Genomic DNA, 11,572 nt, shown 5'->3' on the forward strand with positions numbered 1-11,572 from the left:
CTGTCGACCGTTTTTCGTATTGACTTTCACTGTTCGCGTGGTTGAGTCTGGATAGGAAGTTCCCACTCCGATCCACAGTGGACAGGAGGCATCGCATGAGCACCGGACCCGCGTACCGCGTCCTGTACCTGCTGACGCTCAAGCCGGGTGCGGAGGACGCGTTCCTGGCCGCCTACGAATCGGTGCGCTGGCTCGTGGCCCGTACCCCGGGCCATCTCGGCGACCAGGTGTGCCAGTCCACCGACTCGCCCGGCGAGTGGTTGATCACCAGCCAGTGGCGCAGCGCCGAGGACTTCCTCGCGTGGGAACGCACCCCAGAGCACCAGGCACTCGCCGCACCGATGATGGCCACGGTCGCCCGGCGGAAATCCCTGCGCTACACCATCCACCGTGACACCGCGCGCGCGGAGACCGGAGGGGCGCCGTGGAACGACACGCCCTGACCTTCCCGGTGCGGCCCGGTACCGAGGCCGCCGCGCGCGAGGTCCTGCGCCGTTACCCACGGCCGGATCCGGATGCCGGCGACGGCGCCCGATTGCTCGCGACCTCGGTCTTCTGCTGGCGCAACCACGTGGTGCGCGTCATGGACGTGCGCGGACCACTGCCGGCGATCATGCGGCACGTGGCGGCTGATCCGGCGATCCGGCGAACGGAGGAGGCGTTGAACCCGCTGCTCGCACGACGCCGGGATCTGAGTGACCCCGAGGCGGTGCGGGCGTTCTTCGCCCACGCGCTGATGTCCCGGGTGGCGCACCAGGCCGCGGTGCCCGACTCCCGCATCGGGCGCCCGCCGCGCACCCGCGTGGCCCTGCGCTACCCGGTCCGGCCCGGTCAGGGAGCCGCGCTCGCGCGCGTGCTGGCCTGGGGCCAGTCGTCGCCGCTCGCCACCGGAGCGCGGTCGGGAGTGGCGGGCACGACGGTGTTCCGGCACGGCGACCTCGTGATCCGCGTGTTCGACGTGATCGGCGACCCCGACGTGACGTTCGCGCGGCTCGGCAGGGCGGCGCTCGGGGCGCCGACCGTCTCCGCGCTGGAGAGCGTGCTGGAGCCGGGCTGGGAGCTGGCCACCACCGCCGGGATCACCCGGTTTCTCACCGAGCACCGGCTGCCGCTGGTGACCCACCGCGAGGCAGGCGTCGCGGGCCCGTGACCCGCACCGTCCTTTCCCTACCGTTCGTGTCGTCAGGAGTGATCATGGTGGACGCAACCGAGTCGCCCGTCGAGCCGGGCCCCGTACCGGTGCGGCAGCGGCCCGCACATCGCCCGCTCTACCGGGTACACGAGTCGGAGGTTCCCGCGGACCGCCGCCGGGGCGGTGAGATCCGGACCCTGCTCAGCCCGCGCAACGCCGGTTCGGTCTCCGGGTTCTCCGGTGTGGCACGCCTGGCGCCGGGCGAGCGGATCGCCGAGCACTACCACCCGTACTCGGAGGAGTTTCTCTACGTCGTGGAGGGTTCGCTGACCGTCGACCTCGACGGGCAGCCGTGGCGGCTGCGCCCCGGTGACGCGCTGCTCGTGCCGCCGGGTACCCGGCACCGGCTGCGCAACGACGGCACCGCCGCCGCCAGAGCCGTCTTCCACCTCGGCCCCCTGGCCCCGCGCCCCGAGCTGGGACACGTCGACACCGAGTCCACCGAGTCAGGGGGAGGAAGCCGGTGACGCGGCGCGTGGCCGTCACGGGGCTCGGCGTCGTGGCGCCCGGCGGGGCCGGGGTGGCCGCGTTCTGGCGGTTGCTCACCTCGGGCACGACGGCGACCCGGGGCATCACGCTGTTCGACGCGGAGGGCTTCCGGTCCCGGATCGCCGCGGAATGCGATTTCGACCCGGTCGCCGAGGGACTGACCCCGGCTGAGTGCGCGCGGCTCGACCGGCACGCGCAGCTGGGACTCGTCGCGGCGCGCGAGGCCGTCGACGACTCCGGCATCGAGCTGGCGCCGCTCAACCCGTGGCGGATCGGGGTCAGCATGGGCACCGCGGTCGGGTCGACGATCCGGCTGGAGGAGGGCTATGTCGAGGTGTCCGGCTCCGGGACCGAATGGCTGGTCGACCCGAGCAAAGCGGCCCCGTTTCTCTACCACGCGCTGGTGCCGAGCACCCTGTCGGCCGAGGTGGCCGACGCCGTCGGCGCGCGGGGCCCCGTGCGTACGATCTCGACGGGCTGCACGTCGGGCCTCGACGCGGTGGGCTACGGCGCGGCACTGATCGAGGACGGGACGGCCGACGTGGTCGTGGCGGGTGCCGCCGACGCTCCCGTCTCGCCGATCACGGTGGCCTGCTTCGACGCCATCAAGGCCACGAGCACCCGCAACGACGAGCCGGAGCGCGCCAGCAGGCCGTTCGACGCGATGCGGGACGGCTTCGTGCTGGGGGAGGGCGCGGCGGCGCTCGTGCTGGAGGACCTCGACCGGGCCCGCCGTCGTGGCGCCACCGTGTACTGCGAGGTCGCGGGGTTCGCCACGTTCGGCAACGCGCACCACATGACCGGGCTGACCGCCGACGGCGTCGAGATGGCACGGGCGATCACCACAGCGCTGCGGTGGGCGAAGGCCGCGCCGGACGAGGTCGGCTACGTCAACGCGCACGGTTCCAGCACCAAGCAGAACGACCGCCACGAGACGGCGGCGGTCAAACGCAGTCTGGGCCAGCACGCCTACCGCACGCCGATGAGTTCGATCAAGTCGATGGTCGGGCACTCGCTCGGCGCCATCGGCAGCCTCGAACTGGTCGCCTGTGTGCTCGCGATCGACCGGAGCGTCGTGCCGCCGACGGCGAACTACGAGCACCGCGACCCCGAGTGCGATCTGGACTACGTGCCGGGCGCGGCCCGGGAGCAGGGCGTGGACCTGGTGCTGAGCGTGGGCAGCGGTTTCGGCGGGTTCCAGTCGGCAGTGGTGCTCGACGCCAGATGCCGGAGGGCGCGATGACCCAGGTCGCCCAGGTCGCCCAAGTCGTCGTCACCGGGCTCGGTGTCGTCGCCCCGACCGGGCGGGACACCGCGGAGTTCTGGCGCTCCGCGCTGGCCGGGGTGAGCGGAATCCGCGCCATCAGCCGGTTCGACACGAGCCGGTACCCGGTCCGGTACGCGGGGGAGGTGGGTGAGTTCGACCCGGCGGAGGCGATCGCGCCCCGGGTCGTGGCGCAGACGGACCTGTGGACGCAGTTCGCGCTCGACGCCACCCGGCAGGCACTGGGCTGGGCCACGCTCGACCCCGGCCTGCTCGACGGTTTCGACATCGGGGTCACCACCTCGGCGGGTTCGGGCGGCAACGCGTTCGGCCAGCGCGAGATCGAAGCGCTGTGGGCGCGGGGGCCTCGCCACGTCGGCCCGTACCAGTCCATCGCCTGGTTCTACGCCGCGTCCACGGGACAGATCTCCATCGGGCACGGGATGCGCGGTCCGTGCGCGGTGGTCAGCAGCGAGTCCGCGGGCGGGCTCGACGCGGTCGCGCACGCGCGGGGCGCGATCCGGCGGGGCTGCCGCGTGCAGGTCTGCGGTGGTGCCGAGGCCCCGCTCAGCCCGTATGCGCTGACCTGTCACTGGCGCTCGGGCCTGCTGAGCACGCGCGGGGGCGAGCCGGACTGCTACCGGCCGTTCACCCGCGACGCCTCGGGACACGTGCCGGGGGAGGGCGGTGCGGTCGCGGTACTGGAGGACGCCGCGCACGCGCGGCGGCGCGGAGTGCGGGCACTGGCCACCGTGTCCGGGCACGCGGCCACGTTCACCGGACCGCAGTGGGCGGTGGACGAACGCGGCAGGAGGGAGCGGGAGACCGAGGCGCTGTCCGCCGCGATCCGGCTCGCGCTCACCGACGCCCGGGTGTGGCCGGAGGAGATCGGCGCGGTGTTCGCCGACGGGCTCGGGCAGCGGGACGCCGACCGGGCCGAGATCGCCGCCCTGCGTGCCGTGTTCGGCCGTTCGCTGGACCGCGTGCCGGTCACGGTGTCGAAACCGGCCCTGGGCCGGGCCTACTCGGCCGCGGGCTGTTTCGACCTCGCCGCCGCCGCGCTGTCGCTGCGGGACGGCGTCGTCCCGCCCGCCGCCGGGCTCGCGCAGTGCGACATCGCCGTCAACGCCGACGTCGTCACCGGCCGCGCCAGACCCGTGGAGTTGCGGCACGTGCTGCTGCTCGCCAGGGGATTCGGAGGGTTCAGTTCGGCGCTGGTGCTCAGTTCGACCACACAACACGACTCGTCAAGGAGGCGGGAATGACCGGACCCGACATCACACTGGAGCAGCTCCGTGAACTGCTGGCGACGGGCAGCGGGGTGCGCATCGACACCCGGGCGGTGACGGCGGCGACCACGTTCGACGACCTCGGCCTCGACTCGCTCGCACTGCTGGGGGTCATCGCCACCATCGAGCGGGCCAGGGGAGTCCTCCTGCCCTCCGAGGCCCAGGAGACCCGGTCGGTGCTGGGGTTTCTCTCGCTCGTCAACGACACACTGCGAAAGGCGGCCTGACATGTCCGGACACACGATGAACGAGATCGTCGTCAACGCCCCGATGGACCTGGTGTGGTCACGGACCAACGACGTCGCGGACTGGCCGAACCTGTTCACGGAGTACGCGAACGCCGAGGTACTGGAAGACACCGGGACCCGCGTCCGGTTCCGGCTGACGATGTTCCCGGACGAGCGGGGCCGGGTCTGGTCGTGGGTGTCGGAACGGGAACTGGACGAGGAGACCCGCACGGTCGTGGCCCGCCGGATCGAGACCGGGCCCTTCGAGTACATGCACATCCGCTGGACCTACCACGTCGTCGACGGCGGAGTGCTGATGCGCTGGACGCAGGACTTCGCGATGAAACCCGATGCCCCGGTCGACGACGCGGGCATGGTGGCGCGCATCAACACCAACACACCCGTCCAGCTGTCCGCGATCAAGCAGCGGCTGGAGGCCGAGGCCGCGCAGCGGGCCGCGAGCTGAGAGAGGAGGAGTCATGGCACACACGTTGATCGTCGCCCGGATGTCGGCCGGGAGCGAGCGCGCGGTGGCCGGCCTGTTCGGCGAGTCCGACGCGGGCGGATTGCCCCATCGGATCGGTGTCCGAGCCCGGACGTTGTTCCACTTCCACGACCTGTACTTCCACCTGATCGAGTCCGAAGAGGACATCGAGGGCCGGGTCCGGGCGGCCCGGGACGATCCGGACTTCCGTGCTCTCAGCCGGAAACTCGACGCCCACATCAGCCCCTACGACCCGGATACCTGGCGTGGCCCTTCCGACGCGATGGCCACGCCGTTCTACGCCTGGACCGCCCCGGGACGGCCGTGTCCGCACCTGGTGTAGCCGTGTCCGCAGTCCGTGTAGCTGTGTCCGCATCGCGCGGTGCGGACACGGCTACGGGAACTGCGGACACGGCCGCGCGGGTCACGCTGCCGCGGCCCCGGTGGTGAGCGCCTCGAGCGTCTTGCGCAGGCCCTCGGCCACCTCGGTGTCGTTCTGAGGATGCAGCTCGGCGAACCGGGTCACCGACCCGGGGATCGCGAGCGACACCGTGTCGACGATCCGCGCGCCCGCGATCCCGGCGGCCTTGCGGGCCTCCTCCTGCGCCCACACGCCGCCGTACCGGCCGAACGCCGTGCCCACGACGGCAGTCGGCTTGCCGCCGAGAGCGCCCGCGCCGAACGGGCGCGACAGCCAGTCGATCGCGTTCTTGAGCACCGCGGGCATCGTGCCGTTGTACTCCGGTGAGAACAACAGGACGGCATCCGCCGCCGCTGTCGCCTTCCGCAGCCGGGCGGCCTCGGCGGGTGGGGCGCCGTCGGCGTCGATGTCCTCGTTGTAGAACGGCAACGCGCCGAGCCCGTCGAAGATCTCGATCCGCACTCCGTCCGGTGCGTGTGCCGCGGTGGCCTCGGCGAGTTGCCGGTTGTGCGAGCCCCTCCGAAGGCTTCCGACGAGCGCGAGGACGTGAACGGTCATGACTTCTCCCCATTGCTGGTGGTGCTCCGGCACCGCCGGAACCTAAAACGGACTACGGTCCGTTTCCTGTGTAGCAAGGCGTTCGGAGGTTGGTCAACGCGACGTGGCCCGGGTTACCCTGCCGAGGTGTCCGTCCCGTCTCCGCCGCCGTGGTCCGACCGCGAGCGTGGCGAGATCGCCCTCGACCTCGTGGCCCGGCACGAGCACGGGGGCCAGCGTGCCGACGCCGTCCGCAATCGTGCCCGGGTGCTGGACGCGGCGAGCCGCATCGCGGCGCGCTGCGGTGCGGGCAACCTCACGATGGACGCCGTCGCGGCCGAAGCGGCGGTGGGCAAGGGCACGGTGTTCCGCCATTTCGGCGACCGCGCCGGGCTGCTGATCGCGCTGCTGGACCGTGCCGAACACGAGTTGCAGGCCGCCATCCTCAGCGGCCCGCCTCCGCTGGGGCCGGGTGCGCCCCCGCGTGATCGACTGCACGCGTTCGGTACCGCCGTGTTGCGGCATGAGCGGCGGCACCAGGACCTGTACCTGGCCGCGGTGGCGGACGCGCAGCGCCGGTTCTCGGCGCCTGCCCAACGGGTACGGCATCGTCACGTGGCGATGCTGGTGGGCACTCTCGTCCCCGGAGCCGACGCCGATCTGCTCGCTCACAGCCTGCTCGGCTACCTCGATCCGGTGCTGACCTACCACCTGCGCCGGCAGCGGGGGCTGGACGAGGGCCGCCTTGAGGCGGGCTGGGCCGACCTGGTCGACCGGGTGTGCCGCTGACCGAGCGACGCCGTGTCCGCAGCCCACGTCGCCGTCTTCGCACCTGATGTAGCCGTGTCCGCACCGCGCGCTGCGGACACGCCTACGCAAGCTGCGGACACGGCTACGGGAGCTGCGGACACGGCTACGCAGGCTGCGGACACGGTGCGTCAGCGGGCCAGGACACGCACCTCCGCCAGGTTCAGTTCCGTGGGGTCGGTGGTGGCCAGCCACACGCGCACATAGCGCCCCGTGGTGGCGAGGTCGACGGTGGTGGGACGCCCCGCCTGCTCGGTCTCGTGCCGCGACGTCACGTCCGGATCGGACAGTGCCGCGGCCAGTGTGTCCGGCAGCGGCTTCTCCGACACCAGAACGTGGTAGTCGCGCACGCGCTCGGCGCAGCAGTCGACGCGGTTGTACAACTCGATCCGCTCGATCGCCGCGGCGTCGCCGAGGTCGACCTGCCACCACGGCTGCGCCTCGCCGCCGGAGGTCGTCGAGAAGTTGCCGAGCTCGCCGTCCACGGCCTTGTCTGCCGAGTACGCGGGGGCCCAGTCCGACACCTGGCTTGCCTCGCCGTGCAGGGCGGCGTTGTGCAGGGGCGGCAGGCCGAGGTACTCGTCGTGCTCGGCCTCGACCCGTTCCAGGAAGGCGTCGAGTACGCCGTCACCGATGCGCACGGGCCCTTCCACCCGGTTCTCGCCGGGTACGGAACGGATCGCGGCGGCCTCGTCGGCCGCCGACCGCATCCGCTCGCGGGCCTCGGCGGCCCCCGCCCCGTCGTCGGCGGCGATGGCGGCGAGGACGTGCGCGGACTCGCGCAGCGCCCGCCCCCACAGCTCGGTGGCGTCGAGCCAGTTCGCCGCGTCGGCCAGGAACCCCTGGTCGGCGACAGTCGCCCTGATCGTCGCGGGCGCGTCCGCGATGCCGTCGGCGATTCGTCGCAGCATGGGCACCGCGTCCGCATCGCCGCCGTCGTAGGCGGCCCAGACGTCGTCGAGGTCGCGGCGCAGTTCGGGCGCCTGCTCCTGCCAGGGTTGCGAGCCGAACGTCGGAGCGAGGTGGTTGAGGTCCACGAACGTCAACAGCGCACGCACCCCGTCGGGGTCACCGGCCGCCAGGTAGTCGGCGGCTCGCGCGAGGCTGCGCTCGCGGTCGTAGGCGTGGTCGTTCCACGCGAAGTCGGCGATGGTGAACAGGGCGAGCTTGCTCGCGGCGGCCTGGTTCATGGGGTTCGACACGATGCCCGAGAGCGTGCCGGACAGGCCGGGCTCACGCTTGTCGTAGGGCGCGAGCAGCAGGCGTCCCGCCGACTGCCCGAAGTCGTTGACCGGGTAGTTGTCCCAGAGGAAGACGTCGCGCCCGAACAGCGCCGACGCCTGTTCGGCCTGGTCGACGTCGATACTCGCGGGCACCACGTCGGGCCCGGTCCACATGACCACCACGGCGGGGTCGAGGTGCTCGCGCAGCCCGCGCTTGTAGTCGGTGTCGGTCAGGTCGCCGTACTCGGTGGGGACGGTCTGCAGCGGCTGGACGCCGTCGTGGGTCTCGACGAACTGACGTTGCACGTCGTTGAGTAGCTCGGTCTGGGCGGCGGCGGCCGCGGCCCGCCCCGGCTCGCCGTAGGTGTCGCGATCGGCGTCGCAGTTCCAGCGGGTGTAGCTGATGTCGTCGAGCGGGATCGAGAAGCTGCGGATCCCGATGTCGTACACGGCGCCGAGCTTGCCGGTCAGCGCGGCGCGGTCCCGCTCGCTGGAGTAGCAGATGGACGTTCCTGGCGAGAGTGCGAAGGTGAAGCGCACGTGGTGCGCGTCGGCCCGCTCGACCAGTTCCGCCAGCCGGGCGAGGTCCTCGGCGGGGTAGGGCTCCCGCCAGCGGTCGCGGTGGTACGGGTCGTCCTTGGGCGCGTAGATGTAGGTGTTGAGCTTGGCGTCACCGTAGAAGGCGAGCTGGTCCAGGCGTTCCGCGTGGGTCCACGGTGAGCCGTAGAAGCCCTCGATGGTGCCGCGCAACGGCATCGCCGGGTGGTCGGTGATGCTCAGGCCCGCCAGTCGGGTGCCGTCTCCGGTCGACCGGATGAGTTGCCGCAGGGTCTGCACGGCGTAGTACTGGCCCGCGGCATCGGTGCCGCCGAGCGCGACCGTGCCGAGTGCGTGGCCGGTGGCGTCGACCCGCAGACCGTAGCCCTCCGCCGCGTCGGGCACCGTGGTGTCGCGCAACGCGGCGGCCACGTCGGGGCGGGTGGCGGGGCCGAGGTGGACGGCGAGCGGCGCCCGCCGGGGCGCGTCGGCGGTCACCGTCCGCACGGTGGTCACGTCGTGGCGTGCGAGCAGCTTTTGAAGCGATGTCAGCGCGGCGGCGTCGGTGGTGTCGTCGGCGACGATGTCGACCCGGCCGGGCACGACGACGTCGGAGCCGATCCGGGACTGCTGCTGCGGCGTGGGGGAGACGACCGGGTCCGTGGCCCGCGTGCCGCCCCCGGTGTCCGGGTCCGCGACCGCCGGGGCGCCGCCCGCGCCGAGCAGGACGACCAGTGCGGACAGTGCGGCCAGACGTCGACCTGATCGTGCCATGCGACCACCTCGCGAAGAGATCCGTTTTGGTCTAGACATCCAACCTTCAGCGATCGGTGGTGGGAAAGTCAAGAACGAGCGGGTTCAGTCCCGCGGCAGGAGCACCACGCCGTCGTCGTCGGCGTACAGCCGGTCGCCCGGCAGGAACGTGACGCCGCCGAAGCCGATCGGCACGTCGACGGCGCCGTGACCCGCCTTGGCGCTCTTGCGGGGATTGGTGCCCAGTGCCTTGATCCCGAGCGGTAGCTCCGCCAGCGCCGCGCTGTCGCGGACGGCGCCGTGCAGCACGAGCCCGGCCCAGCCGTTCTCCACCGCCGAGGCGGCAATGAGGTCACCGGTGAGCGCGGTGTGTACGGAACCGCCGCCGTCCACGACCAGCACGGCGCCCTCGCCCGGAGTACGCAGCACCGAACGGACCAGGCCGTTGTCCTCGTGGCAGGTCACCGTGCGCACGTGGCCGGTGAACGTCCGGTGTCCGCCGAACTGCCGGAACTGCGTGTCGCACACCCTCAGCCGCTCGCCGTAGGTGTCGACGAGGTCGGCGGTCGGCCTCGGGGCCGCTGCGTCGGTCATCTCGTGCCCTTCTCCTCCGCGTGGGAATCGGTCGGCTCATGGTGACCCGGTGCGCCGCGCGCGGCAGTGGCCCGATCGCGTGCCGTGAGCAACCTCTCGCCTCGCTGCCACTCCTGGTAACCGGGCGCGCACCGCTCGTCAGACCGTGGGCTCGGGGGCGGCCCTGCCGGGGACGAGCCGCGCCGCATCCGTCATCGTGGAGCCCCGCGTGTGCTCGCGCGGGCGAACCCAGTCCTGGCTCGACGAGGAGGATTCAGGTGACACGCAGTGCAGACGGTTCGGTGACGGACGCATCCGGTGACGGCCGGGTGCGGTGGCGTTCGGAGGCGGCCACCGGCGGCACGCTGGTGGTGACCGCTCCGGCCACGGGAACCGCGCTCGCCGAGGTGCCCGAGGCCGCTGTAGCGGACGTCGATCGCGCGGTGAGCCGGGCGGTGCGGGCCCAGCGGGAGTGGGCCGCCGCCACCTACGACCAGCGTGCCGCGGTGCTGCGCCGGGCCGCCCGCCTGCTGGAGGCCGACCCGGACAGGCTGCGCCGGTGGCTCGTCCCCGAAGCGGGCTCCGCGCACGGCAAGGCGTCGTTCGAGGTGGGGCTGGTGGTTTCCGAGCTGGACGAGAGCGCGGCACTGGCCTCCCAGCCCTACGGTGAGCTGCTGCGTTCCAGCAAGCCGAGGCTGTCGATGGCCCGTCGCGTGCCCCTGGGCGTGGTGGGTGTCATCTCCCCGTTCAACTTCCCCGGCATCCTGTCGATGCGGTCGGTGGCACCCGCGCTGGCCGTGGGCAACGCCGTGGTGCTGAAGCCGGACCCGCGTACGCCGATCTCCGGTGGCCTGGCCCTCGCCGAGCTGCTCGCCGAGGCCGGGTTGCCCGACGGCCTGCTCACCGTCCTCCCCGGCGGGGCGGACGTCGGGCAGGCGCTGGTGAGCCATCCGGGGGTGCCGTGCCTGTCCTTCACGGGTTCGACCCCGGCGGGCCGCAGAATCGGTGCGGCCGCCGCGCCGCTGCTCAAGCGCGTTCACCTGGAACTCGGCGGCAACAACGCCCTGCTCGTGCTGCCCGACGCCGACGTCGGGGCCGCCGCGTCGGCGGCCGCGTGGGGTTCGTTCCTGCACCAGGGGCAGATCTGCATGACGGCGGGCCGCCACCTGGTGCCCGCCTCGCTCGCGGACGAGTTCACGGCGCAGCTCGCCGACAAGGCGCGCGCGGTGCCGGTGGGCGATCCGGCGGACGAGGGCAACGCACTCGGCCCGCTCATCGACGAACGCCAGCGGGACCAGGTCCACCGGCTCGTGACCGACTCGGTGGAGCGGGGAGCTGTGCTGCGCGCGGGCGGCACGTACGACGGCCTGTTCTACCGGCCGACGGTACTCGCGGACGTGCCCGTGGACAGCCCCGCGTTCCGGGAGGAGATCTTCGGCCCCGTCGCGCCGGTCGTCACCTACGAGACCGTGGACGAGGCCATCGAGATCATCAACGACAGCGAGTACGGCCTCAGCGTCGGCATTCTGACCTCCGACGCCTTCGGTGCCTTCGAGCTGGCGGGCCGGATCGAGGCGGGCATGGTCCACGTCAACGACCAGACCGTCGACGACGAGGCCACGATCCCGTTCGGTGGCATGAAGGCCTCCGGGGTCGGCGGCCACTTCGGGGGAGCCCGCGCAAACCTGGAGTCGTTCACCGAGACGCAGTGGATCACCGTGCAGTCGTCGATCGAGCGCTACCCCTTCTGAGCCGGGCGGCGGTCCGGCCCGTGAC

At 72.3% G+C, this 11,572-nt stretch carries 13 protein-coding genes; 10 read left to right on the forward strand and 3 right to left on the reverse strand.

Annotation, left to right across the window (positions count from 1 at the left end; genetic code table 11):
• Positions 1–95: 95 nt before the first annotated feature.
• From FFT09_RS00845 to FFT09_RS00880, 8 genes are read left to right on the forward strand one after another with little or no spacing between them, the layout of a single operon-like run.
• A complete protein-coding gene (locus FFT09_RS00845; protein ID WP_037333268.1) occupies positions 96–443 on the forward strand; it encodes an antibiotic biosynthesis monooxygenase family protein in 348 nt (115 codons plus the stop codon).
• Positions 425–1,150, forward strand: a complete 726-nt coding sequence (locus tag FFT09_RS00850; RefSeq protein ID WP_081190239.1) for a SchA/CurD-like domain-containing protein — start codon at positions 425–427, stop codon at positions 1,148–1,150. Before FFT09_RS00845 ends, FFT09_RS00850 begins: the two co-directional genes overlap by 19 nt.
• Before the next feature lie 44 nt (positions 1,151–1,194).
• Positions 1,195–1,659 carry a cupin domain-containing protein gene (locus tag FFT09_RS00855; protein WP_138381503.1) on the forward strand — a complete coding sequence of 155 codons (465 nt, stop codon included), beginning with the start codon at positions 1,195–1,197 and terminating at the stop codon, positions 1,657–1,659.
• Positions 1,656–2,924 carry a beta-ketoacyl-[acyl-carrier-protein] synthase family protein gene (locus tag FFT09_RS00860; RefSeq protein ID WP_138381504.1) on the forward strand — a complete coding sequence of 423 codons (1,269 nt, stop codon included), beginning with the start codon at positions 1,656–1,658 and terminating at the stop codon, positions 2,922–2,924. The genes FFT09_RS00855 and FFT09_RS00860 overlap by 4 nt, the downstream gene beginning before the upstream one ends.
• Positions 2,921–4,210, forward strand: a complete 1,290-nt coding sequence (locus FFT09_RS00865; RefSeq protein WP_138381505.1) for a beta-ketoacyl synthase N-terminal-like domain-containing protein — start codon at positions 2,921–2,923, stop codon at positions 4,208–4,210. Before FFT09_RS00860 ends, FFT09_RS00865 begins: the two co-directional genes overlap by 4 nt.
• Positions 4,207–4,461: an acyl carrier protein gene (locus tag FFT09_RS00870; RefSeq protein WP_024873796.1), complete on the forward strand. Its 255-nt coding sequence runs from the start codon at positions 4,207–4,209 to the stop codon at positions 4,459–4,461. The genes FFT09_RS00865 and FFT09_RS00870 overlap by 4 nt, the downstream gene beginning before the upstream one ends.
• Position 4,462: 1 nt before the next feature.
• Positions 4,463–4,927, forward strand: a complete 465-nt coding sequence (locus tag FFT09_RS00875) for an SRPBCC family protein (protein WP_081190236.1) — start codon at positions 4,463–4,465, stop codon at positions 4,925–4,927.
• A 13-nt stretch (positions 4,928–4,940) separates the two neighbouring features.
• Positions 4,941–5,288, forward strand: coding sequence for a TcmI family type II polyketide cyclase (locus tag FFT09_RS00880; protein ID WP_138381506.1), 348 nt, complete (start codon positions 4,941–4,943; stop codon positions 5,286–5,288).
• An 81-nt stretch (positions 5,289–5,369) separates the two neighbouring features.
• Here FFT09_RS00880 and FFT09_RS00885 read toward each other — a convergent pair whose 3' ends face one another.
• Positions 5,370–5,924, reverse strand: coding sequence for an NADPH-dependent FMN reductase (locus FFT09_RS00885; protein ID WP_138381507.1), 555 nt, complete (start codon positions 5,922–5,924; stop codon positions 5,370–5,372).
• 126 nt (positions 5,925–6,050) lie between these two features.
• On the opposite strand from FFT09_RS00885, the gene FFT09_RS00890 reads away from it, so the two are divergent.
• Entirely contained in the window at positions 6,051–6,692 is a 642-nt protein-coding gene (locus FFT09_RS00890; RefSeq protein ID WP_138381508.1) for a TetR/AcrR family transcriptional regulator, read from the forward strand.
• Between the two features lie 149 nt (positions 6,693–6,841).
• Here FFT09_RS00890 and FFT09_RS00895 read toward each other — a convergent pair whose 3' ends face one another.
• Positions 6,842–9,244: a glycoside hydrolase family 84 protein gene (locus FFT09_RS00895; RefSeq protein WP_138381509.1), complete on the reverse strand. Its 2,403-nt coding sequence runs from the start codon at positions 9,242–9,244 to the stop codon at positions 6,842–6,844.
• A gap of 84 nt (positions 9,245–9,328) precedes the next feature.
• Positions 9,329–9,817 carry a ribonuclease E activity regulator RraA gene (gene rraA, locus FFT09_RS00900; protein ID WP_081190231.1) on the reverse strand — a complete coding sequence of 163 codons (489 nt, stop codon included), beginning with the start codon at positions 9,815–9,817 and terminating at the stop codon, positions 9,329–9,331.
• A 257-nt stretch (positions 9,818–10,074) separates the two neighbouring features.
• Here rraA and FFT09_RS00905 point away from each other — a divergent pair, with 257 nt between their 5' ends.
• Positions 10,075–11,547 carry an aldehyde dehydrogenase family protein gene (locus FFT09_RS00905; protein WP_425273033.1) on the forward strand — a complete coding sequence of 491 codons (1,473 nt, stop codon included), beginning with the start codon at positions 10,075–10,077 and terminating at the stop codon, positions 11,545–11,547.
• Positions 11,548–11,572: the final 25 nt, after the last annotated feature.

The organism is Saccharomonospora piscinae (assembly GCF_005862235.1).
Classification (GTDB): domain Bacteria; phylum Actinomycetota; class Actinomycetes; order Mycobacteriales; family Pseudonocardiaceae; genus Saccharomonospora; species Saccharomonospora piscinae.

What these genes read in the sequence shown, in the direction of transcription:
- FFT09_RS00845 (WP_037333268.1), top strand. Translation starts at nt 96, where the DNA reads ATGAGCACCGGACCCGCGTACCGCGTCCTGTACCTGCTGACGCTCAAG.
- FFT09_RS00855 (WP_138381503.1), top strand. Translation starts at nt 1,195, where the DNA reads ATGGTGGACGCAACCGAGTCGCCCGTCGAGCCGGGCCCCGTACCGGTG.
- FFT09_RS00865 (WP_138381505.1), top strand. Translation starts at nt 2,921, where the DNA reads ATGACCCAGGTCGCCCAGGTCGCCCAAGTCGTCGTCACCGGGCTCGGT.
- FFT09_RS00870 (WP_024873796.1), top strand. Translation starts at nt 4,207, where the DNA reads ATGACCGGACCCGACATCACACTGGAGCAGCTCCGTGAACTGCTGGCG.
- FFT09_RS00875 (WP_081190236.1), top strand. Translation starts at nt 4,463, where the DNA reads ATGTCCGGACACACGATGAACGAGATCGTCGTCAACGCCCCGATGGAC.
- FFT09_RS00880 (WP_138381506.1), top strand. Translation starts at nt 4,941, where the DNA reads ATGGCACACACGTTGATCGTCGCCCGGATGTCGGCCGGGAGCGAGCGC.
- FFT09_RS00885 (WP_138381507.1), bottom strand. Translation starts at nt 5,924, where the DNA reads ATGACCGTTCACGTCCTCGCGCTCGTCGGAAGCCTTCGGAGGGGCTCG.
- FFT09_RS00895 (WP_138381509.1), bottom strand. Translation starts at nt 9,244, where the DNA reads ATGGCACGATCAGGTCGACGTCTGGCCGCACTGTCCGCACTGGTCGTC.
- rraA (WP_081190231.1), bottom strand. Translation starts at nt 9,817, where the DNA reads ATGACCGACGCAGCGGCCCCGAGGCCGACCGCCGACCTCGTCGACACC.